The 22,887-nt window shown below is 64.6% G+C and carries 19 protein-coding genes and 1 tRNA gene; 11 read left to right on the top strand and 9 right to left on the bottom strand.

Annotated features, from left to right (window positions below; translation table 11 throughout):
* Positions 1-294 precede the first annotated feature (294 nt).
* Positions 295-1,401: an FAD-binding oxidoreductase gene (locus tag FEI13_RS08110; protein WP_138181043.1), complete on the top strand. Its 1,107-nt coding sequence runs from the start codon at positions 295-297 to the stop codon at positions 1,399-1,401.
* Between the two features lie 32 nt (positions 1,402-1,433).
* Here FEI13_RS08110 and FEI13_RS08115 read toward each other — a convergent pair whose 3' ends face one another.
* Positions 1,434-2,333 (bottom strand): DMT family transporter, encoded by a 900-nt coding sequence (locus FEI13_RS08115; RefSeq protein ID WP_138181044.1) that lies wholly within the window; start codon positions 2,331-2,333, stop codon positions 1,434-1,436.
* A gap of 467 nt (positions 2,334-2,800) precedes the next feature.
* Between FEI13_RS08115 and dctP the strand changes: the two genes are divergently transcribed.
* From dctP to FEI13_RS08140, 5 genes are all read left to right on the top strand, one after another.
* Positions 2,801-3,964, top strand: a complete 1,164-nt coding sequence (dctP, locus tag FEI13_RS08120; protein WP_138181045.1) for a TRAP transporter substrate-binding protein DctP — start codon at positions 2,801-2,803, stop codon at positions 3,962-3,964.
* A gap of 145 nt (positions 3,965-4,109) precedes the next feature.
* Positions 4,110-6,308, top strand: a complete 2,199-nt coding sequence (locus FEI13_RS08125; RefSeq protein WP_138181046.1) for a TRAP transporter large permease subunit — start codon at positions 4,110-4,112, stop codon at positions 6,306-6,308.
* A gap of 139 nt (positions 6,309-6,447) precedes the next feature.
* Complete coding sequence (locus FEI13_RS08130) at positions 6,448-6,861, top strand: DUF4168 domain-containing protein (protein ID WP_138181047.1); 414 nt, start codon at positions 6,448-6,450, stop codon at positions 6,859-6,861.
* Positions 6,862-7,023: 162 nt separating this feature from the next.
* Positions 7,024-8,928, top strand: coding sequence for a DUF294 nucleotidyltransferase-like domain-containing protein (locus FEI13_RS08135; protein ID WP_138181048.1), 1,905 nt, complete (start codon positions 7,024-7,026; stop codon positions 8,926-8,928).
* A gap of 1 nt (position 8,929) precedes the next feature.
* Complete coding sequence (locus FEI13_RS08140) at positions 8,930-9,652, top strand: 3'-5' exonuclease (protein WP_138181049.1); 723 nt, start codon at positions 8,930-8,932, stop codon at positions 9,650-9,652.
* A 115-nt stretch (positions 9,653-9,767) separates the two neighbouring features.
* Here the strand turns inward: FEI13_RS08140 and FEI13_RS08145 are convergent, their stop codons facing one another.
* The 6 genes from FEI13_RS08145 to FEI13_RS08170 form a co-directional block, all read right to left on the bottom strand.
* The gene (locus FEI13_RS08145) at positions 9,768-11,441 is read right to left on the bottom strand and encodes a BCCT family transporter (RefSeq protein ID WP_138181050.1); all 1,674 of its coding nucleotides are present in this window, start codon (positions 11,439-11,441) and stop codon (positions 9,768-9,770) included.
* Positions 11,442-11,487: 46 nt separating this feature from the next.
* The gene (locus tag FEI13_RS08150) at positions 11,488-11,916 is read right to left on the bottom strand and encodes a universal stress protein (RefSeq protein ID WP_138181051.1); all 429 of its coding nucleotides are present in this window, start codon (positions 11,914-11,916) and stop codon (positions 11,488-11,490) included.
* 342 nt (positions 11,917-12,258) lie between these two features.
* Complete coding sequence (locus FEI13_RS08155; RefSeq protein ID WP_138181052.1) at positions 12,259-13,137, bottom strand: glycine betaine ABC transporter substrate-binding protein; 879 nt, start codon at positions 13,135-13,137, stop codon at positions 12,259-12,261.
* An 84-nt stretch (positions 13,138-13,221) separates the two neighbouring features.
* Positions 13,222-14,055, bottom strand: a complete 834-nt coding sequence (locus tag FEI13_RS08160; protein WP_138181073.1) for an ABC transporter permease — start codon at positions 14,053-14,055, stop codon at positions 13,222-13,224.
* Between the two features lie 5 nt (positions 14,056-14,060).
* Positions 14,061-15,263 (bottom strand): quaternary amine ABC transporter ATP-binding protein, encoded by a 1,203-nt coding sequence (locus FEI13_RS08165; protein WP_138181053.1) that lies wholly within the window; start codon positions 15,261-15,263, stop codon positions 14,061-14,063.
* Positions 15,264-15,581: 318 nt separating this feature from the next.
* Complete coding sequence (locus tag FEI13_RS08170; RefSeq protein WP_138181054.1) at positions 15,582-16,745, bottom strand: PQQ-dependent sugar dehydrogenase; 1,164 nt, start codon at positions 16,743-16,745, stop codon at positions 15,582-15,584.
* Between the two features lie 348 nt (positions 16,746-17,093).
* Here FEI13_RS08170 and FEI13_RS08175 point away from each other — a divergent pair, with 348 nt between their 5' ends.
* The 3 genes from FEI13_RS08175 to proX are packed head-to-tail and all read left to right on the top strand — an operon-like array spanning position 17,094 to position 20,381.
* Positions 17,094-18,350 carry a quaternary amine ABC transporter ATP-binding protein gene (locus FEI13_RS08175; protein ID WP_138181055.1) on the top strand — a complete coding sequence of 419 codons (1,257 nt, stop codon included), beginning with the start codon at positions 17,094-17,096 and terminating at the stop codon, positions 18,348-18,350.
* A gap of 2 nt (positions 18,351-18,352) precedes the next feature.
* Positions 18,353-19,276, top strand: coding sequence for an ABC transporter permease (locus FEI13_RS08180; RefSeq protein ID WP_138181056.1), 924 nt, complete (start codon positions 18,353-18,355; stop codon positions 19,274-19,276).
* Positions 19,277-19,325: 49 nt separating this feature from the next.
* A complete protein-coding gene (gene proX, locus FEI13_RS08185; protein WP_138181057.1) occupies positions 19,326-20,381 on the top strand; it encodes a glycine betaine/L-proline ABC transporter substrate-binding protein ProX in 1,056 nt (351 codons plus the stop codon).
* A 57-nt stretch (positions 20,382-20,438) separates the two neighbouring features.
* Here proX and FEI13_RS08190 read toward each other — a convergent pair whose 3' ends face one another.
* The gene (locus tag FEI13_RS08190) at positions 20,439-21,002 is read right to left on the bottom strand and encodes a PRC-barrel domain-containing protein (RefSeq protein WP_138181058.1); all 564 of its coding nucleotides are present in this window, start codon (positions 21,000-21,002) and stop codon (positions 20,439-20,441) included.
* 236 nt (positions 21,003-21,238) lie between these two features.
* On the opposite strand from FEI13_RS08190, the gene FEI13_RS08195 reads away from it, so the two are divergent.
* Positions 21,239-21,871 carry a hypothetical protein gene (locus FEI13_RS08195; RefSeq protein WP_240036475.1) on the top strand — a complete coding sequence of 211 codons (633 nt, stop codon included), beginning with the start codon at positions 21,239-21,241 and terminating at the stop codon, positions 21,869-21,871.
* Positions 21,872-21,989: 118 nt separating this feature from the next.
* Positions 21,990-22,066, top strand: a tRNA-Ile gene (locus FEI13_RS08205).
* A 352-nt stretch (positions 22,067-22,418) separates the two neighbouring features.
* Here FEI13_RS08205 and FEI13_RS19725 read toward each other — a convergent pair.
* Positions 22,419-22,832 carry an IS30 family transposase gene (locus FEI13_RS19725; protein ID WP_138181059.1) on the bottom strand — a complete coding sequence of 138 codons (414 nt, stop codon included), beginning with the start codon at positions 22,830-22,832 and terminating at the stop codon, positions 22,419-22,421.
* Positions 22,833-22,887: the final 55 nt, after the last annotated feature.

The raw sequence follows: 22,887 nt of genomic DNA on the forward strand, positions 1-22,887 counted from the left end.
GCGGCGGCGTTGGAATTGTTCGATACTGCCGAGTGTGGGACCGCCCAGCGGGTGAGCCGTGGCGGGTTGCGGCGAGTGTGTAACAGCGCCCTCTGGAACAGTTGTCTGCTGGCGACGCGGTTTGATACAGAAGCGACGAGGGGGGCAACAAAAAGTGTCGGGGCTGGACCTGATGGATATGCCCATGTCGTAGACAGACAAGTGGCAGGCGGCGGGGGTGCGCAGAATTCGTTCAACGGCAGGCGGTGGCACCGCGGTCGGAGACCTTCATGCTGCAGCCCAGGCGACAAGAACATGACAATGAGCTTCCTGAACCCCGTTACTACCCAGACCTGGACCAACGGTCGTCACCTGGTGCGTTGCGTCAAGGTGATCCTGGAGACCCCGGATACCCGTACCTTCTGCTTCATGGCCGAGCAGCCGGTCATGTTCTTCTTCAAGCCGGGACAGTTCGTGACCCTGGAGCTGGAGATCGACGGCCAGCAGGTCATGCGCTCCTACACCATCTCCAGTTCACCGTCGGTACCCTACAGTTTCTCGATCACCGTCAAGCGCATGCCGGGCGGCCAGGTCTCCAACTGGCTGCATGACAACCTCAAGGTCAACGACGAACTGGCGGTGCACGGCCCGGTGGGCAACTTCAACGTCATGGACTATCCCGCCGACAAGCTGCTGATGCTATCCGGCGGCGTCGGCATCACGCCGCTGATGTCGATGGTGCGCTGGCTGTTCGACACCAACGCGGCCGTGGACGTGGAGTTCGTACACAGTACCCGCACGCCCCGGGACGTGATCTTCCACCGTGAACTGGACCACATCTTCTCGCGGATTCCCGAGTTCAAGCTGCATATCGTCTGCGAGCGCAGCGACGAGCTGGGGGAGGCCTGGTCGGGCTTCCGAGGCTACCTCAGCCAGGCGATGCTGGAGCTCATGGCGCCGGACTTCATGAATCGTGAGATCTTCTGCTGTGGTCCGACGCCCTACATGAACGCGGTGAAGCACCTGCTCAAGGAAAATGGCTTCGACATGAGCCACTACCACGAGGAGTCCTTCGGTGCCACGCCGCTGGACGTCCAGGAGGAGGTGCTCGAGAACGCCGAGCAGGCGGAGGCCGAGGCCGAGGAGGTCGACGCCGCCGACCTGATCAGCGTCGAGTTCAGCGCTACCGGCAAGAGCGTGCGCATCCAGCCCGACGAGACGGTGCACACCGCCGCCGCCAAGCTGGGGCTGCACATTCCCAAGGCCTGCGGCATGGGCATCTGCGGCACCTGCCGGGTGCAACTGACCTCCGGCGAGGTGGAGATGGACCACAATGGGGGCATCACCGACGAGGACGTCGCCGAGGGCTACATCCTCTCCTGCTGCAGCAAGCCCAAGGGTGACGTGGTGGTGGATTACTGATCATGCCGGCCGGCCGCGAGGGGGGCGTTCCCCTAGCGGCGTCCCTGCACCACCAGCACCACTCCGGCGATGGCAATGGCCATGCCGGCAAGTGACAGCGGCGGCAGGCGCTCGTCGAACAGCCACCATGCCTCCAGGGCGGTCACCGGCGGCACCAGGTAGAACAGGCTCGCCACCCGCGAGGCCTCCCCGCGCCGGATCAGCGCCATCAGCAGCAGGATGGCGCTGATCGACAGCACCAGCACCAGCCAGCCCAGGGTCAGGATGAAGGTCGGGGTCCACTCGATCTCCCGCGTCTCGAACAGCCACGCGCCGAGTCCCACCAGCGCGCCGGTGGCGAGGTACTGCACCACGGTGCCGGAGAGCAGCGGCATGCCGGTGCAGAAACGCTTCTGGTAGAGCGTGCCCAATGAAATGCCCGCCAGCGCCACCAAGACGCTTGCCAGGGCGCCGATGCCGAAGCCCTGGAACAGCGTCTCGCCCGGATCGAGCTTGCCGCCCAGCACCAGGGCGATACCAGCCAGGCCCAGCACCAGCCCCAGCCACTGTACCTTGCCCAGTCGCTCGTTCAGCAGCGGCCCGGCGAGGGCGGCGGTCAGCAGCGGCTGGAGTCCCACCAGCAGGGCGGTCAGGCCCGCCGGCATGCCCTGATAGATACCGTAGAAGACGCCCCCCAGGTAGGCGCCGTGGACGAGCAGCCCCGAGACCGCGATGTGGCCCCACAGCCGCGGCCCCCGTGGCCAGTCGGCCCCCATCAGCAGGATCAGCGGCACCAGCAGCGTCAGGGTCAGCACGCAGCGCACGAACAGGAAGGTGAAAGGCTCGGCATGGGGCAGGCCGAACTTGGCGCCGATGAAGCCCGTGCTCCATAGCGCCACGAAGAGGATGGGCATGGCAGCCAGCGCTGCCTGACGGTGACGTTCCGAGGTCATGAAAGATCGTCCGGAGGTGGGGGTGAGAGGGTGGGCGAGAACGAGCATCATCCCGGGCGAGGGAGCGTGACGCCAATCGCGGGGCTCGTGCTTTGGTCGTAGGCGGTGCGCCGTTGGAAAATTGGTCAGACCAGAGTTTTGCCTGTACTGGCAGACAATTGTCTCGTCTTGCTCGCTGGTCTGACCAGTAAAGTCGGCCGGTTTGCGTTGAAACGCCTTGTTGGACTCGCGCACCCTTTTCGCTAGGTTTGGCTGTGGAAGGTGTTTCCATATCAGCGTCTTCTTCTTAAGCTGGATGATCAAGATCCACGCTCAAGGTCTATGCTCAAGGTCCACCGGGATGGTGAGGCCGGTCTGCGGGTCGATCGTCAGATCATCGGCAGTCCCCGAAGGCCCAGGGACGACAACAACAAGATCCGGCCGACGCTTGCATGTGCGAGCGGGCCACCCAATCAGGAGTCCATGCCATGCAGGACGACAAGCAGCCGTCATATACCTCTTCCGTCGACAGCGAAGGCGTCAAGGACGCGTTCAAGACCCCCAATCGCCGTAACTTCCTGAAGGCCGCGGCCGTCGGTTCTGCCGCGGCCGTGGCGGCCCCCTGGATCGGCAACGTCCAGGCCCAGGAGGGCATCCGTATCCGCATGCAGTCCTCCTGGCAGCCGGGCACCACTGGCTATAAGATCTTCGAGGAGTGGGCCGCCGGTGTCGCCGAAGCGACGGGGGGCGAGGTACGCATCGAGCCCTTCCCGGCCGGCGCCGTGGCCGGGGCCTTCGAAGTCGCCGATGCCGTGCGTAACGGCGTCCTCGACGGCCAGAACTGGTTTACCGTCTACTGGCCCGGCAAGATGCCGGCCGGCGTATTTCTGACGGCCTATCCGATGGGTCTCTCCGTGCCCCACCAGTGGGACATGATGTTCGGCGCTTATGGGGGCTTCGGCATCGCCAAGGACCTCTATCGCAAGCAGGGCCAGGAGCTGCTCGGTTACGTCCACCACGACATGAACCTGATCCACTCCAAGAAGCCGCTGCGCAGTTTCGACGACTTCAAGGGGATCAAGCTTCGCATGCCGGGCGGGATCGTCGCCGAGACCTTCGCCTCCATCGGTGCCCAGACCACCCTGCTGCCGGGGTCCGAGGTCTATCCAGCACTGGAGAAGGGCACCATCGATGCCGCCGATTACGTCGGCGCCGCAGTCAACTTCGAGCTGGGCTTCTGGCAGGTCGCCGACTATATCATCATGGGGCCGCCTTCCACGCCTTGCCTGCACCAGGCCGTCGACCTCATGGACATCTCCGTCAACCGCCGCATCTTCGAGCGCATGTCCCCGCAGACCCAGGACCTGATGCATGACCTGGTGGCCGCCTATTCCCGCGAGCACTACGCGGCGATCCAGAAGGCCAACGCCGAGGCTTGGCCGAAGTATCGCGAGAAGGGCGTGGAGATCATCCACCTCACCGAGGAAGACGGCAACCGCTTCCGCGAGGCCGCCATCCCACTGTGGTTCAAGTGGGCCAACAAGGACCCGGATGCCGCGCGTCTCTTCAAGGCGCACCTCGATACCATGATGGACCCGGCGGTGGCGCTGCTCACCGAGGAGGACGTCAAGGGTTACGAACTCAACGTCTGATCCACCTGCACGACCAGACCGGGTGTTGTGGGCCATGGGCCGCAGCACCCGGTTTGGGTAAGACAACCACTACTTATCCCGCATCCCGTCGACTCGATGATCCGTTGCCATCGCCGGGAAGTGATGGCGTCGCGGAGGAGTGTCCATGAATCTTGATATTGAATTCGTTCTTCCGCACTGGCTCTATTGGTCGGTGCTGCTGCTGTTACCGCTAGTGGTGATGTTCTTCGTCGATCGAAGCTTTCGGCGGGGCGGCACCATCTCCGGGGGCGACACCGCCGAGGTACCGGCCGGCCAGGAAGTCGAGGTCGCCTATCAGCCACCCGGTAATCTGTTCACTAATGTCGTCGACCGCATTTCCGGGTTTTCAGGCCGTTACGTGGCTTACTGGGCGCTGATCGCCCCCTTCATCTTCACCTACGAAGTGCTGGTGCGCTATGCCTTCAATTCGCCGACCAACTGGGCTCATGAGTCGATGACCCTGATGTTCGGCATGCAGTATCTGGTGGCCGGGGCCTATGCCCTGCGCGAGGGTGGACACGTGCGTGTCGATATCCTCTACCAGCGTGCCAAACCCCTTAACAGGGCGGCGCTGGATCTGTTGACCTCGATCTTCTTCTTCATCTTCACCCTCGCCCTGCTAACGACCGGCTGGAAGTTCTTCTCTCAGTCGGTGAGCGATGCCTACTTCTTCGGTACCAGCTACGCCAACGAGACTTCCTTTACCGAGTGGGCGATTCAGTTCTACCCGGTCAAGTTCATGCTCTTCTTCGGTGCCTTGCTGCTGCTGCTCCAGGGTTTCGGGCAGCTGCTCCGTGACTTCCAGTCCTTCCGTTATCACTGGCGCCTGCATGATGGCAGCCGGACCTTTGCCCGTGTGCTGTTGATCATGGCCGTCCTGGTGGCGGGCTGGACGCTCTTCGAGATGGTCAACGTCGCGGTGACTGACTACGAGAGTCTGGCGGGTAGCATCGAGAACAGACTTAGCTCCGTCGGCATCGGAACCCTCACGCTGGTGATGTTCGGCTCGCTGATGGTGGTGCTGGTGGCGGGTCTGCCGCTGGCCTTCGTCACCGGTGGCCTGGGGGTGGTCTTCCTCTATACAGTCGGCGACCAGGCCATGCTCAACCTGATGCCCTCGCGCATCTTCCCGATGATGACCAATTATCAGCTCTCGGCCATCCCGCTGTTCATTTTCATGGCCTCGGTGCTGGAGAAGGCGGGGATCATCGAAGAGCTGTTCGATGTCGTCTACAAGTGGATGGGCGGCCTCAAGGCGGGTCTGGCCATCGCCACCATCATTGCCTCCACGCTGTTGGCCGCCATGGTCGGCGTTATCGGGGCCGCGGTGGTGACCATGGGGCTGATTGCCCTGCCGGCGATGCTCAAGCGCCACTACGACCCGGAGATCGCCATCGGCTCGATCATGGCCGGCGGGACCCTGGGTATACTGATACCACCCTCGATCCTGGCCATCATCTACGGCGTGATCGCCCAGCAGTCGGTGGGCGAGCTCTACCTGGGCTCGCTGATCCCCGGTCTGCTGCTGGCCTTCATGTACGGTTTCTACTGCTGGATGCGCGGCACCCTGAACATCAATCTGGCGCCGCCGATGCCGGTCGAGGATCGGGTCGACATGAAGGAGAAGCTGCGCCTGCTGCGCAACATGCTGGCGCCGATCATCCTGGTGATGCTGGTGCTCGGCGTCATCTTCACCGGTATCGCCACCCCGGTGGAGGCTGCCGGGATCGGCACCTTCGGCGCCCTGGTGGTAGCCGCCATGCACAAGCGCCTGACCTGGCCCAACCTGCATGCCGCCTGCATGAGTACCCTGGTGGCCTCGGCGATGGTGATGTGGATCATCTTCGGCGCCAGCATCTTCGTCGGCTTCTATATCCTGCAGGGCGGTCAGACCTTTGTGCAGGAACTGATCTCCGGCGCGGGCCTCGGCCCCTATGCGGTGTTACTGCTGATGATGGTGCTGCTGGTGGCCCTGGGGATGTTCCTCGACTGGGTGGGGATCCTGCTACTGGCGGTACCGATCTTCGTGCCGCTGATCCAGGGGCTTACCTTCGACGGCCTGTTCGGCCTGCCCGGCGTCGATCCCACCGATGTCTCGCTGTGGTTCGGCGTCATCTACCTGGTCAACATGCAGATGTCCTTCCTCAGCCCGCCATTTGGCTATGCGCTGTTCTATATCAAGGGAGTCTGTCCGCCGCACATTACCATGGCTCAGATCTTCCGCTCCTCCTTCCCCTTCCTGGGCATCCAGGCGTTGGGGCTGCTGCTGGTCATCCTGTTCCCGGTGCTGGTCACCTGGCTGCCCAACCTGGCCTATGGCTAGGAGGCACCAAGGACTGCCACAATGCACGACGCTCTCCTCGGGGAGCGTCGTCTTTTCAAACCGTTACACGACAAACCTGAACCCTCGTGTCGATCGTTCGTCTGACCGGGGGCACACTCAAGATATTCTGGAGGTATTCATGCAACGGATGACCGCACTGTTCTCGGCTGCGCTGCTCTCGCTCGGCCTCGTCGCCACCCAGGCACAGGCCCAGCAGGACACCGCCGAGAACAGCGCCGACCAGCCGCAGGCCACCGCGCCGGCTCAGGACTTCTCCGACGCCCAGCTCCAGCAGTTCGCCGATGCCTCCAAGGAGATCGCCGTGATCTCTCAGGAGTACACCAAGCAGCTGCAGTCGGCGGAAGGTGACGAGGCCCAGCAGGCGGTCCGCAAGGAAGCCAACGACGAGATGGTTCAGGCCGTCCAGGACAGCGGCCTTGAGGTGAATACCTTCAATGCGATCGGTCAGGCGATTCAGCAGAATCCCGAGCTGATGCAGCGCGTACAGGAAATGGCCAAGGCCGGCGCTGCCGAAGCCGACCAGGCCTCATAACACGCGCCTTGCGATCGTGGCCGCTGCTTCGGCCGCGATAGCCTCGACCTAGGGCCGCCCCGTGCATCACGGGGCGGCCCTCCTCGTTGCGGGTGCGGCGGCTTTACAGCGTCGCCGGGCCATTCCAGACTGGTAACCTCCCCACCGCTCGGAGTCATGGACATGGACGTGGAACTGCTGGAAATCCGCCAGCACATGGGGCGGTTCCCGCCCTTCGATGGCATCTCCGACGACCTGCTCGACGAGGTGGCCGGCCAGGTCGAGGTGGCCTACTTCAAGGCCGGCAGCGATATCCTGACCCTCGACCAGGAGGTCCACGACTTCTGCTACATCCGCAGCGGCGCGGTAGAGGTCTATCGCCGCGGCGGTGAGCTCTACAATCGCCTGGGCGAGGGCGATATTTTCGGCCACTTCAGCCTGCTGCGAAATCGCCGCACCCGCTTCCCCGCCAAGGCCATGGAAGACAGCCTGATCTACTTCATTCCCGAGTCGGTCTTCTATCAGCTCTGTGAGGCGGACGAACACTTCGCCGAGTTCGTCGAGGTGGAGCGCCCGCGGCTCGAGTCGACGGTGGAGGAGAAAAAGAAACAGAACGACATGATGATCACCCGGGTGCGCAAGCTGGTGTCCCGCTACCCGGTGATGGTGGAGGCCTCCACGACCGTCCAGGAGGCCGCCCGGCTGATCAGCGACTACCAGGCCTCGGCGGTGCTGGTGCTCGATGAACCCTGCGACAACCCCCGCTACACCTTCCGCGACAGCGAGGGCCGTGCCTGGCAGGTTCGGGGCATCCTCACCGATAGCGACTTCCGCACCCGGGTGGTGGCCGAGGGGCGCCCCGCCGATACCCCGGTGGGGGAGGTGATCGCCCACAAGCTGATCGCCGTGCAGTCCGACGTGTCGGTGCACGAGGCCATGCTCTGCATGCTGCGCAACAATATTCACCACCTGCCGGTGATGCACCGTCGCTCGCCGGTGGGCATCGTCCACCTCTCCGACATCATCCGCTACGAGACCCAGTCGAGCCTCTACCTGGTCAGCAACATCTTCCACCAGCCCAGCAGCGAGGGGCTCGCCCGGCTGACGCCCGACGTCAACGCGGCCTTCGTGCGCCTGGTCGAGGAGGGCGCCGACTCGCGGATGATCGGCATTGCGCTCTCCACCATCGGGCGCAGCCTGTCGCGGCGCCTGCTGGAGCTCGCCGAGGAGGAGCTGGGGCCGCCGCCGGTGCCCTACTGCCTGATGGCGCTGGGCTCCATGGCGCGCAACGAGCAGTCCATCGTCACCGACCAAGACAACGCCCTGGTGCTCTCCGACGACTTCGATCCCGACCGTCATGACGCCTACTTCCTGGCCCTGGCCACGCGTCTGAGCGACGGCCTGGCCGCCTGTGGCTACGCCTACTGCAAGGGCGATATCATGGCCACCAACTCGCTGTGGCGTCAGCCGCTCGCGGTCTGGAAGGGCTACTTTCGTGAGTGGATCGAACAGCCCACGCCGGAGCGGCTCTTGCACAGCTCAATCTTCTTCGACCTGGACAGCGTCGTCGGCGAGAACTCGCTCGTCGAGCAGCTCCAGGACCTGGTCGCCGAGCTGGCGCCCAAGCACCCGCGCTTTCTCGCCGCCATGGCGCGCAATGCCCTGAACCGCACGCCGCCACTGGGCTTCTTCCGCACCTTCGTGATGGAGAAGGACGGCAAGCACAACAACACCATCAACCTCAAGCGCCGGGGTACCGCTCCGATGGTCGACCTGATCCGCGTCCACGCCCTGGCCTGCGGCTCGCGGGCCCAGAACAGCTTCGAGCGCCTGGAAGATATCGATCGCACCCAGCTGCTGGCCCCCGGGGTCAGCGACCGGCTGCGCTATGCCCTCGAGTTTCTGAGCATGGCGCGGATTCGCCACCAGATGATCGACCTGCAGCACGAGCAGGAGCCGGACAACGACATCGAGCCGGAGAACGTTTCCGACACCGAGCGCCACAACCTCAAGGATGCCTTCCAGGTGCTGAGCAACGCCCAGAAGTTCCTCAAGTTCCGCTATCCCATGCCGTCGCGGTCACGCTGAGATGCGCCTTCCCCGACGCAGGAGAGTACCGGCCCCGGGCTGGCCCGAGTACCTGGCGAAGCGCGCCGAGCTTGCCCGCGACCCGCTGCTCGCGCGCTGCTTCGCCGCCGGGACGCCCGCGCCGGACATGCCCATCGCCGAGGTCCCCATGGTCGCCCTGGACATGGAGACCACCGGGCTCGACGAGCGGCGCCATGCCATCGTCAGCATCGGCCTGGTGCCCTTCACCCTGGGGCGCATCCGACTGTCCGAGCGGCGCTACTGGGTGTTGAGGCCGCCGCGGCCGCTGAGCGCCAAGTCGGTGACCTTTCATCACATCACCCACTCGGACATCGTGGGTGCCCCCGACCTCGACGAGATACTCGAGGAGCTCCTCGAGGCCATCGCAGGCCGCCTGGTGGTGGTGCACTACCGGCATATCGAGCGTCCGTTCCTGGACGCCGCCGTGAAGGCACGCCGGGGCGAGGGGCTGATGTTTCCGGTCATCGACACCATGTCGCTGGAGGCGCGCCGGCACCGCCAATCGCTGCTGGCGCGCTTCAAGCGCTGGATCGGGCGGCCGCCGGCCTCCATTCGCCTCTACGACAGCCGCGAGCGCTACGGCCTGCCGGTCTACTCCGGCCATCATGCCCTGGTCGATGCCCTGGCCACTGCCGAGCTGCTGCAGGCCCAGGTGGCCACGCACTTCGGCCCCGAGACGCCGGTGGGCGAGCTGTGGAGCTAGTCGCGGCCGGCGCGCTATGAACAGGTGCAGACACGAAGAAGGCGGCCCTCGGGCCGCCTTCTTCGTGTTACCCGACGCGTCGTTCAACGATGAGCGTCGGGGGAGGCGCGTGCCGCTACTTGCTGCGCGGCTCGCTCATCAGTCCCTTGACGATGCCGTAGCAGCCCACCAGCAGCACGAGGGTGAAGGGCAGGCCGGTGGTCAGGGCGGCCGTCTGCAGTGCAGCGAGGCCGCCGCCCAGCAGCAGCGCGATGGCCAGTGCCCCCTCGATCAGCGCCCAGAAGATGCGCTGTGGCTTGGGTGCGTCCACCTTGCCGCCGGCGGTGATCGAGTCGATCACCAGCGAACCGGAGTCGGACGAGGTGATGAAGAACACGATGACCAGCACAATACCGATGAAGGAGGTAATGGCACTCAGCGGCAGGTGCTCCAGCATGGTGAAGAGCTGCAGCTCCAGGGCGGCATCCTGCACACCGGTGATGCCCTGGTTGATCACCTGATCGATGGCGGTAGTACCGAAGGCGGTCATCCACACCACCGAGGCCAGGGTCGGCACCAGCAGTACCGAGATCAGGAACTCACGCACGGTGCGGCCGCGGCTGACGCGGGCAATGAACATGCCGACGAAGGGCGACCAGGCGATCCACCAGGCCCAGTAGAAGGCCGTCCAGCCCTGACTGAAGTTGGCATCCTCGCGCCCGAACGGCATGGAGAGGGCCGGCAGGTTCTTCACATAGCCCAGCAGATTATCGACCACGCCGGTAGCAATCAGCAGCGTCGGGCCGACGAGGATCACAAACAGCAGCAGCAGCAGGGCGAGTACCATGTTGAGCTGGGAGAGGCGTTGTACGCCCTTGTCGACGCCGAGCAAGATCGAGCCCAGTGCCACCAGCGTGATGCCCAGGATCAGAATCACCAGGGTGGTTTCGGTGTTGGGTATGCCAAATAGATAGTTGAGGCCCCCGGCCGCCTGGGTGGCGCCCAGCCCCAACGAAGTGGTCAGGCCGAACAGGGTGGCGAACACCGCCAGGATGTCGATCACGTGCCCCGGCCAGCCCCAGATGCGCTCCCCCAGGATCGGGTAGAAGATCGAGCGCATGGTCAGTGGTAGGCCCTTGTTGAAGGCGAAGATCGCCAGCGACAGGCCCACGATGGCGTAGGCCCCCCAGGGGTGCAGGCCCCAGTGGAAGATGGTGGCCGCCATGCTCAGGTCGATGGCGCCGGCCTGGTCACCCGCGGCAGCCCCCAGCGGGGCCCAGTCGGTGCGCACGCCGTCCTCGCCCATGCTGATACCGCCCATGGCGGTGCCGAAGTGGCCCAGCGGCTCCGAGACCCCGTAGAACATCAGGCCGATGCCCATGCCCGCGGCGAACAGCATCGAGAACCAGCCGAGATAGCCGAAGTCCGGCGTGGCGTCGGCACCGCCAATTCGCACCTTGCCCAGGGGAGTGAAGATCAGCACCAGCGCCAGGAGCATAAAGACGTTGGCACCGAGCAGGAAGAACCAGCCCAGCTTGGTGGTCATGAAGCTGAACATGGCGTTGAAGATCGGCTCCATCTGATCCTGCAGGGCCAGCGTCACGACGACGAACAGCATGATCACGATCGCGGAGAACAGGAAGACCTTGCCGTGCAGGTCCACGTTGATTCCCAGGGGGGAAGCAGTGATGTTGTCCTGCCCGATCACATAATCGGTATCAATGAGGTTTACCGCCCCCTCGGGGGCGGGTATGCCCTCGGAGCCGGTATTCGGCTCCTGGGGTTTTTTGTCTTTAGGGTCTTGAGCCACGAGACATCTCCCTTGCGGTTATCGATGGTTGTGTGTTTCGACGAAGTTAATCGTCGGCTCTCGGGCGCACCAGGAAGACCGATGCCTTGGTATGCGTCGCCACCTTGCCCCCATGGGAGGGCATGATCACGTCTGCATGCTTGGGGGGGTGGGTCGGCATGACCACCAGGTCGGCGCCGACCTCGTCGATGGCCTCGATGAGGTCGTCGTCGAGATCGGCGATGGGATCGGGGCTGACGATGGTGTGGGTGCTGACCGGCTGGCCGTGGACCTTGGCGCGCTCCTGGGCGAAGGCCTCGAGCTTCTGGGTGAACTCCTCCGGCGTGCGCGCCACGGAGCCGGGCGTGGTGGCCGTGATGCCGACGTAACAGACTTCCGCGTCGTAGTGCTTCGCCTGATCGGCGACGATCTTCAGCGATGGCTCGATCACGTCGAGGTGGGCCAGATCCACTGGCACCATGATCTTCTTGAACATGCTTGCGCTCCTTCTGATGGGGTCGGCGGTTTCCACGTCAAGTGTGGACGGTCAAGGGTGTTTGGGCATGGGCCGCTTTCAACGTATCTTGCCGTCAATCGGCGCCTACCCTACACCATCGGTGCATTAAGCGTATGTGAAACGCGACAGATGCGACTCTCATAGCGCATTGTAATCAAGTGTAAGACGACTGATAACCATGGAGTACCGATGGCTGCGAGGTCCCCGCGGTGTCATGTGGGCGCCGAGGTAGACCCAACGCCAGCGTCAGACCCAAAGAAAGGGGAGGGCCCTGTCGGACTCTCCCCTCGAACATCACCGTAGTGATGACACGGCGGCGTATCAGCTCTCCGCCGGCAGCCACTCCTGAACCACGTCCTGGTTCTCGGCGACCCACTGCTTGGCGTTCTCGTAGGGCTCGGCATCGCCAGACTGGTTCATCAGCATGACCTCGCCCATCTGCTCGGGGGTCCACTCGAAGGCGTCCAGGATGGCGTAGGCCCCCGGCATGTCCTCCTTCAGGCCCTCACGAGCGATAGTGTTGATCTGCTCGGCACCGCCGTAGACGTCCTGCGGGTCCTCGAGGTACTTGAGGTCCCAGCGGGCGAACATCCAGTGCGGGGTCCAGCCGGTGACCACGATGTCCTGCTCGTTCTTGATGGCGCTGTCCAGGGCCGCGGTCATGGTGGCGCCGCTGCCGCTCTGCAGGTCCACTTCCTCGAACTCGTAGGTCTCGACGACCTGCTCGGTGAGGCTCATCAGGCCGGCACCCGGATCGATGCCGGTGATGGTGCCGTCGAAGGCGTCGGCGTTGGCGTCGAGCTCGGCAATGGAGTCGACGTCGGTGTAGGCCGGCACGACGAGACCCAGCTTGGTGCCTTCGAGGTTGGCCCCCAGGTCATCGACGCTGTCACCCACACGCTCCATGTAGTCGGCGTGCGTGGTCGGCAGCCAGGCGGCGACGATGGCGTCGGCATCGCCGGTGGAGAGCGCCTGGAACATGGCGGCGGCGGAGAGCGAGGTCAGCTCGACCTCGTAACCGGCCTGCTCCAGCACGGCGCGGACCACGTTGGTGGAGGCGACTTCGGAGGCCCACTCCACATAGGCTAGGTTGACGGTGCCCTTGTCCTGCGCCTGGGCGGTACCCGCGGCAAGGCCGGCCCCGGCAAGCATGGCGAGGCTGGCGAAACGGATACGACGGCTAAGCAGTTGCTTGGTCATCGAGCTACCTTCTTCAGTAAGTGTGCGATTACATCTTGAGGCAACCCCATAGGGTTTCAAGTGGTTGCCATCAACGGTGTGCCGTTACGCCTTGCGACCCTTACGCAAAGACTGGGTCACGCGGTCGAGCAGCATGGCCAGGATGACCACGGCGATGCCGGCCTCGAAGCCGTCGCCCGGCCGCAGGCGCTGGATGGCGCGCCACACTTCGCTGCCCAGGCCATCGGCGCCGATCATGGCGGCGATCACCACCATGGAGAGGGCCAGCATGATGGTCTGGTTGATGCCGGCCATCACCGTGGGCAGCGACAGCGGCAGCTGGACCTTGAGCAGTTTCTGGCGGCGGGTGGCGCCATAAGCGTCGGCCGCCTCTATCAGGTCCACGGGCACCTGGCGGATGCCGAGGGTGGTGAAGCGGATCGCCGGCGGCATGGAGAAGATCACCGTGGCGAAGATCGCCGACACCGAGCCGATGCCGAAGAACGGGATCGCCGGGATCAGGTAGACGAACGCGGGCATGGTCTGCATGAAGTCCAGCACCGGCATGATCGTCCGGTAGAGCCGCTCGGAGAGCGCCGCGGCGATGCCCACCGGCATGGCGATAACCACCGCGACCAGGGTGGCGATCACCACCAGCGTCAGGGTCTCGATCATCGGGTCCCACAGATCGAGGTTCCAGATCAGCGCCATGCCCAGGGCCGCGCCGATGGCCAGGCGATGGCTCGACACCCACCAGCACAGACCGACGATGATCAGCAGCAGCGCCCAGGGCGGCAACCAGAACAGGGCGTCGTTGAGTCCGTCGATGCCGGTCTGGGTGACCCGCGAGATGCCGCGGGTCACACCGGAATATTCAGTGGTCAGCCAGTCGAGACCGCCTTCGATCCACTGGCCCAGCGGGATGCTCGGGATTTCGATAGCCATTACTTTTCTCCTGCCTGTGCCAGTTCATCGAGGACGGCGCCCTTGACCACCACGCCCTGCAGTCGCTTCTCGGCATCCACCACGGCGATGGGGAAGCTCTTCTCGCTGAACATGGCGAAGAGATTGTGCAGGGGCTCCTCGGGGCCGACGGTGCGGAAGTCCTGGACCATCAGCTCGCGGATGTGCTCCTTGCCCTGGTGGGCGGCCTGCTCCAAGGCATCGACCTGCACCAGGCCCAGCAGGGTGCGGTCGCGACTGGTCACGTAGATCGAGTCGAGGCCGTGCTCGCTCATCTTGCGCAGCGTGGTGCGCGGGCCGTCATCCTCGCGGGCGGTGGCCCGCACCGGGCGCATGGCGTGCTCGGCGGTGAGGATCTTCGACATGTCGACGCCCTCGATGAAGCGCTTGACGTACTCGTCGGCCGGATTGGTGAGGATCTCCTCCGGCGTGCCGATCTGCACGATCTCGCCATCCTTGAGCAGGATGATGCGATCGCCGATGTTCAGCGCCTCGTCCAGGTCATGGGTGATGAACACCGTGGTCTTCTGCATGCGGTGCTGCAGCTCGAGCAGTTCCTGCTGCATGTCACCGCGGATCAGCGGATCAAGGGCCGAGAAGGCCTCGTCCATCAGCAGCACGGTGGAGTCGTTGGCCAGTGCCCGGGCCAGGCCCACGCGCTGCTGCATGCCGCCGGAGAGCTGATTGGGGTAGGCGTCTTCCCAGCCATCGAGGCCCACCTGCTTGAGCGCCTTCTGGGCAATGTCGGCGCGCTCGGCCGGCTCCACGCCGCGGATCTCGAGGCCGAACTCGGCGTTCTGCTGCACCGTGCGATGCGGGAAGAGGGCGAAGTTCTGGAACACCATGGAGAAGTGTCGACGCCGGCACTCGAGCAGCGCCTTGTCATCCAACTGAGGAATATCCTCATCGTCGATGACGATCTCGCCCTCGGTGGGCTCGATCAGGCGGTTGAGGCAGCGAATCAGGGTTGACTTGCCGGACCCAGACAGCCCCATGATCACCAGGAGTTCACCCTCGTAGACATCGAAGTCGATGTTCGACAGGCCCAGGGTCTGGCCGGTCTTGTCGAGGATCTCGGGACGTTTGTGTCCCTGGTCGCGCAGTTCGAGGGCCTTCTTGGGCTGACTGCCGAAGACCTTGCTCAGGTTGCGCACCCGAATCTTGACGTTTCGATTCTCGTTCATTGGCTCTGCCTTATTTCGGCTTCCCGTCGGTTCGGCGGGAAGGGCCGAAGGGTCGAGTGAAGTGACGTAAAATTAAGACGTAACTATGCCATGCGGTACCGTTGACCGCGGCATCAAGCGACGAAGAAGTGGGAGCTACCCTAGCGGTATTTGAACGGTCATTCAAATAAAACCCCGTATCAGGCTAAGAAAAATTAGCCTCGGCGGTGTCCAGACGGGCGGAAGCAAACCATTGAGCGTAGCAAAAACGTGTCCGGATGTGCTCGCCGGCGGGCGCCACTTTTTCGCAGGCCGGCGCCCGATCCGGGCGCGGCGCCGTCAGTCGGCCGCCGCGGGCAGCAGCCGGTAGAGGCCGCCGTCGGCGCTGTCGCTGAGCAGGGTCAGGGTGCCGTCGCGGGCCAGGCGGACATCGCGGATGCGGCCGATTTCCCCCTCGAGAATCACCTCGCGCTCGACCACCCTGTCGCCGTTCAGAGACAGACGCACCAGCCGCTCGCTGCGCAGCCCGCCGGCCAGCAGGTCGCCGCGCCAGGCGGGGAAGGCGCCGCCGGTCACCTCGGCCAGACCCGAGGGGGCGAAGCGGCCCGCAAAGACATGCACGGGATCACGCATGCCCGGTGCGCTGTCGCGGCCGATGGGCTGGTTGGTGACGTAGTCGTTGCCGCGGCTGACCACCGGCCAGCCGTAGTTCTCGCCGGCCACCAGGCGATTGAGTTCGTCGCCGGTGCGCGGGCCGTGTTCGGTGCTCCAGGCGGTGCCGTCCGCCGCCACGGTCAGGCCCTGGGGGTTGCGGTGGCCCAGGGTGAAGATCTCATCGAGGATGGCGTCGTCATCGACGAAGGGGTTGTCCGCCGGTACGCCGCCCTCGGCGGTGAGACGCACGACGCTGCCGGTGTGGTCGCCGCCGTCCTGGGCGCGTTGCGGGCGGCCGCGTTCACCGATGCTCATCAGCAGGGTGCCGTCCGCGCGCCAGGCCAGGCGGGAGCCGTAGTGGTGGCGCGTCGGGGCGAAGCGGTTCTGGGTGAAGAGTGTCTCCAGCTCCACCAGGGCGTCGCCCTCGAGTCGTCCGCGGGAGAGAGTGGTGGCGTGGCCGCCTGGTCCCGCTTGGCTCCAGGTGAGATAGACCCAGTCATGGCCCTCGCCCTGGCCAGTACCTTTGCCAAAGTCCGGGTGCAGGACGACATCTAGGAGTCCGCCCTGGTGGCCGGAAGCGACCTCGGGGACGCCTGCGAGGCGCGTCACGCTGCCGTCCGTGTCGATCCGCGAGAGGTGTCCCGGGCGCTCGGTGACCAGCCACCCACCGCCCGGCAGCTCGGCCGCCGACCAGGGGTGCTCGAGCCCCGAGGCGAGGCGTTCCAGGCGCAGGTCATGGTGTTCGGTGGAAAGGCGCGCCGCGATCACCTCCGCGCCGAGCGCCGGACCGCTGAGCAGAGCACCCGCGAGCAGCAGGGCGGTGGTCGGCGACTGGCGAGATAGCGACATGCGGTGTCCCCCTCGGTGGCGGTGATCCCGGACGTTCCATGGACAGGCTAGCAGTCTGTCGGACTGTCCGTCGTACCGTGAGGCACTGACCGCCGTCATCGCCAAGCTGCGACGATCGCCATGAGCCGCTCGATATCTTCGGGGGCCGACTTGACGCTCCAGAGGAGCGGCTTCTAGTGTTTTAAATATCAGCCATGCAGGAATCCCGGTTCCGGGCCTTGGGCCCTGCCGGAAAGTTCCTCAGAACGCCCGGGCGGGCGACGCTCGGTGCTACTTTCCCTGATTCCGGCTAGATGCCGCCCTCTCGAAGCCGCGCCGCCTCGTCGCCTGCCCCACATGGGGGGAGGCATGACGGACGGCAATGATGTTCCGGCCAGTCGCCCGAAGGTCGTCGTGGAGCACCTCTACAAGGTCTTCGGCGAGGATGCCGCGGCGACGATTCGCCGAGTCGATGCCGGCGAGTCCAAGGACAATATCTATGCCCAGACCCGTTCGGTCGCCGCCGTCGCCGACGTCTCCCTTACCGTGGGTGCGGGCGAGATCTTCGTCGTCATGGGGCTCTCCGGGTCGGGCAAGTCGACCCTGATCCGTTGTCTCAATCGACTCATCGAGCCCACCCGGGGGCGCATTCTGCTGGATGGTCAGGACGTGGTGGCCATGGACGCGGATGCCCTGCGTGAGTTGCGTGCCAACAAGCTTTCCATGGTCTTCCAGCACTTCGCCCTCTTTCCCCACAAGACCGTCGGGGAAAACGTCGAGTTTGGCCTCAAGGTGCGCGGAATGCCGCCTGTCGAGCGTCGCCAGAAGGCCTTGCGCGCCCTGGAGCAGGTGGGGCTCGAGGCCTATGCCGACGTACCACCGGACAATCTCAGCGGCGGCATGCAGCAACGCGTCGGGCTGGCCCGAGGGCTCGCCGTGGATCCCGAGATCATGCTGATGGACGAGCCCTTCAGCGCCCTGGACCCGCTGATTCGTCGCGACGTGCAGGATGAGCTGCTGGCGCTCCAGGAGCAGCTGCACATGACCATCCTGTTCATCACCCATGACCTGCACGAGGCCCTGCGCATCGGCGATCGCATCGCCATCATGAAGGATGGCCGCTTCGTGCAAGTGGGTACCCCGGAGCAGATCGTCGCCGCCCCGGCTGACGACTATGTGGCCGCCTTCACCCGCGACGTGGACCGCGGCCGGGTCTTCCGTATGGGGCGGCTGAGCCAGGAGGCGCTCACCGTGACCCCGGGCGACGACGCGGCCACGGCCCGGCGGCGCTGTGATGAACACCAGGTGGCGGGGCTCCACGTGGTCGATCCGGACGGCCGCCCCTTGGGCATCCTGACGCGCGCGGACCTGGCATCGGCCGAGGACGCTGCCTTGAGTGACCTGATGCGGTCCGACTACCCGGCGGCCCGGGCCGACCAGGAGCTGATCGAGCTCTATGGCGCCTGTGCCCGAGGGTTGCCCATCGCCGTGCTCGATGAGACCGGACGCCTGCAGAGCAGCGTCGACCCCCTGCGGGTCTTCGCCTTGCTGGCCGGGGAGCGAGGCGAGGCCGAGACGCCACGACACGCCGCGGACGTCGCGCCGCTGGCCGCGAGGGAGGAATGACCATGGCCGACAGCATCTCCGACTTCTATACCCTACCCCTGGACGACTGGATCGAAGTGCTGGTCAAGGACTGGCTGGTGCCCAACTTCCGTCCGCTCTTCCAGGCCCTGGAGTGGCCGATCGATCAGGTGCTTGGCGGGCTGGAGGGGGCCCTGCTGTGGCTGCCCTATCCGGTGTTCGTGGTAGTGGTGCCGCTGATCGCCTGGCGCGCCGCCGGCACCCCGGTGGCCATCTTCGCGCTCTCGGCGGTGCTCATGCTCGACCTGCTGGGCATCTGGCGGGAGACCATGATCACCCTGTCGATGATCATCACGGCCGTGGCCTTCTGTGTCGTGGTGGGGGTGCCCGTGGGGATCCTCGCCGCGCGCAGCGACCGTTTCGCCGGCCTGATCCGGCCGGTGCTGGACATCATGCAGACGATCCCGCCCTTCGTGTACCTGGTGCCCATCGTGATGCTGTTCGGGGTGGGGATCGTGCCCGGCGTCATCGCCACCATCATCTTCGCTCTGCCACCGATGATTCGCCTGACCAACCTGGGGATCCGCCAGGTGCAGGGGGAACTGGTCGAGGCCGGCCTGGCCTTCGGGGCGACCCGGCGGCAGCTGCTGTTCGAGATTCAGGTCCCGCTGGCGTTGCGGACCATCATGGCCGGCCTCAACCAGACGCTGATGCTGTCCCTGTCGATGGTGGTGATCGCCGCCCTGATCGGCGCCGGTGGGCTGGGGCTGACGGTGTTCACCGGGCTGGGGCGCCTGGACATCGGCCGGGCGAGCCTGGGGGGCATCGGCATCGTGTTGCTGGCCATCCTGCTCGATCGCGTCACCCAGGCCCTGGGAGAGGGCGGGCGCGCCGATACCGGCAGGAAGCGTTCCTTCAAGCACCTGCTGTTCAAGGGAGTCAGGAGGACCGACAGGGATGACCGTTGATGATCCGGCCCCGAGGTTTGCTCCGGGGCCCTATAGAGGAGGGCATCGTATGCATTCGCTACTCCATGCTAGATCCGTGCTGAAGGCGGCGGGACTCACCCTGGCGCTGTGCCTGTCGCCGGGCTTGGTCGCCGCCGACCAGCATCTGCCCGGAGAGGGCGTCACCGTGACCCCGGCCCGGGCCACCTGGGATACCGGCTGGTTCCTGGCGGCCGTCTACAGCCAGCTACTCGAGGAATTGGGCTATGAGCTGGACCGGCCCACCACCCTCGACAACCCGCCCTTCTATCAGTCGGTGGCCCAGGGCGACGTGGACTTCTGGGTGAACGGCTGGTTTCCCTTGCACAACACCTATCGCCCCACCTTCGAGCAGGGTGCCGAGCTGATCGGCTACGTGGCTCAGGGCGGGGCCCTGCAGGGCTACCTGGTGGACAAGAAGACCGCCGACGAGCATGGCATCACCGGTCTCGAGGACTTCAAGGATCCCGAGGTCGCGGCCCTGTTCGATTCGGACGGCAACGGCAAGGCCGAACTGGTCGCCTGTCCGCCCGGCTGGGGCTGCGAGCTGGTGATCACTCATCAGCTCGAGGCCTATGGCCTCAACGACACCGTCGAGCCGGTCAAGGCGAGCTATTCGGCCTCCATGGCCGACGCCCTGGGCCGTTACCAGGAGGGCGGTGCCATCTTCTTCTACACTTGGACCCCCAACTGGACGGTAGGGCTGCTCGAACCAGGCAAGGACGTCGTCTGGATCACGGTGGACGAGGCCAGCCTGCCTGAGGATCAGAAGGCGTTCGAGGACGATACCGTGGTCGAGAACGTCGTCGGCTGCACCGAGGATCCCTGCAATCTGGGCTGGCCGGCCAACGACATCCGCCCGGTGGTAAACAGCGCCTTCGCCGCGGAGAACCCGGCGGCGACCAAGCTGTTCGAAGTGGTGCGGATCCCCGTGGACGACATCTTCGCCCAGAACGCCAGGATGTTCGATGGCGAGGACAGTGCCGAGGAAATCCGGGGTCATGCCGAGGAGTGGATCGCGGCCCATCGTGACCAGGTCGACAGCTGGCTGGACCAGGCTCGCCAGGCCGCCGTCTCGGGCATGTAAGACCCAGAGCGTGAGGGCAGCGCCGGGCCTCGCCCGGCGCCGTCTGTCGGGAGGGCGTTACTGGTTGGCGGCGTCCTGGGTCTTCTCGCCGACGTTCTCCAGCGCCTGGCCGATGCGATCCAGGGCGCGGGAGGCGCCTTCCTGGGTGCTCTCCCAGGCGCTGGCGGCGCCCTCCTTGGTCTGCTCCCAGGCCTGATGGGCGTCTTGGCGGGCGTTCTGCCACCAGTCGTTGGTGTAGGTCGGCTGTTCGGCGAGCTCCGCCTCGCTCAGGTCGACGTTCACCCGGTATTCGATCTCCTCGAGGCTGTTGCCGTTCTGGGTCTCGACGGTGAACTTGCCGGCCTCGACCACGAACTGCTGCTCCCCCTTGAGGTCGAGCAGGTTGCCGGTGTCGATGACCAGGGCGCGCACCTGCATGTCGTTGTCGAGCAGGATGTCCTCGACCTCACCGATCTGCTCGGTGCCGGTGGAGGAGTAGACATCGGCATCCATCAGCTCGTCGGCGGAATAGAGGCCCTGGGGGGCGGCCATGGCGCCGGCGGACAGCGCCAGGCTTCCGGCGAGCACGGCGCCGAGGGTGGCAGTATGGATGGCGTGATGCAGGGGCTTTCCGTGAATCATGTGTTCTCTCCTTGTCACAGGCTTCTTTCAGGCGGTTTGCCGCGGGCTCCTGATTGGCAGGCGCGTGGCGGCAGGGCCGTTGCTACGGGTCCACTGAGTAGCTTAGCCAGATTCGGCGGCGTGCCGTCACGCCGCATCCTCTTTGTACGGATCGAAGCCGTGCGGGTTCACCACTGTGCGGTAACGGACTGTTACGGCCCATGTCCTATCGCGGTGGACGTTTGCCGATTAGGGTGATGAGCACATCCCCCGAGCTGATCTGGCCGCTGGGCGAGCCCGACAAGGTGCAGGTGGTCGATCCCGATCCCCGCGACGGCGTGGAGGGGTCGCTCGAGCTGCGCGGCAAGCTCAGCGGCGCCATCGGCTTTCCCTACTACAAGATCGAGGGGCTCGCGGCGATCCCCGGCGAGCGCGGCGACGGCCTGCTGCTGTTCGGCATCCGCGAGCAGGGCCACGCCCGTCTCTATCTGCTGACCAGCTTCGAGACCGAGCAGGACGGGGAAGAGCGCATCGGCGGCTACCTGTGGGAGCTGAGCCTCGAGGAGTTCCGGGCCGGCGAGACCCCGCGGCTGGTGACCACCCCGCAAGGCTCGCCACTGGAGTTCGAGCACAAGGCCGAGGGCCTCGCCGTGCTCGATCACGACCGCCTGTTCGTCGCCTACGACAACGACCGCCACCTGGGGCTCGGCAGCGTGGATGAGCGCGACGAACGCCACGCCTGCGAGGCGCCCTTCACCATCCTGACCATTACAACGCCTGAACCGCGCGACGGGGGAGGCCGGCCGCTCGAGCACCATGGTATCGCTCGCGGCGCTGGCCTCGCCCATCGGCTTTCGCTATCATACGGCCGCGCCGCTCGGCGCTTGTGATAGGGCCTATAGCTCAGTTGGTTAGAGCAGGGGACTCATAATCCCTTGGTCGCTGGTTCTAATGTGGGGTTTAGAATCTTTGCGTATTTGGGTAGTATAGTAGCTTAGGTTAATCTAAGGGCCGTTAGCTCAATTGGTTAGAGCAGAGGACTCATAATCCTTTGGTTACAGGTTCGAGACCTGTACGGCCCACCAATTTTAAATTCAAAATCAATATCTTAAGAGAGATTTCTTGGCGTCGGGCCTGCTTTCGATTTCTCTTACTTTCCTGAATTCAAGCAATAAGCGCAGCACCTGCGGTATCCAGGGTTCCTGAGTAATCCCCCAGGAACACCTGCGCCGGTGTCCGATAGCCGAGCCGCTTTCGGGGGCAATCCTTCAACTTCTTGACCACCTTGCACAACTCGGCATCGGTGATCTGGCGGAATTCCGTTCCCTTGGGAAAGTACTGCCGTATCAGCCCGTTCGTGTTCTCGTTGGTACCTTGCTGGCATGGGTTCGGTGGATCACAGAAGTAGACCTGGACATAGGTTCCGACAGTAAATAGCTAGTGCGTGGCAAGCGCTGTCCCTAAATCCCGAATCGGCGCCCCCTTCAAGGCATCAGGCAGCTTTTGGACCTCTCGCACAAGCCCAGCGATCAAACTGGAAGTATCCTTGCCATCTACTTTAATTAGAAGCGTGAAATACGAGTGTCGTTCGACTAGCGTAGCGATATGTGGGTTCCTGCGCCCCGTGATCAGATTGCCTTCCAAGTGTCTTGAAATGGATCGTTCTTCAACCTCCAGTGGGCGCTCGCGTATCGGAACTGCATCTCTGAACTGGCCGCGCGGCTGGCTGTTGAATTGTTTTGACCGGTGCATCGTCCGTCGTGACCTTAAGTGCTGCATCAATACCATCTTCAGCACACCAAGTACTTGGGTGTAGAGGCTGCGATAGATCGTCTCATGAGATACGTACATAAGCCGTTCCCCCTAGAATCGAAGCTTCAACCACCCTGCTATTTTTTTAGAGAAC

The sequence above is a fragment of the Halomonas urmiana genome (genome assembly GCF_005780185.1).
Lineage (GTDB): Bacteria > Pseudomonadota > Gammaproteobacteria > Pseudomonadales > Halomonadaceae > Halomonas > Halomonas urmiana.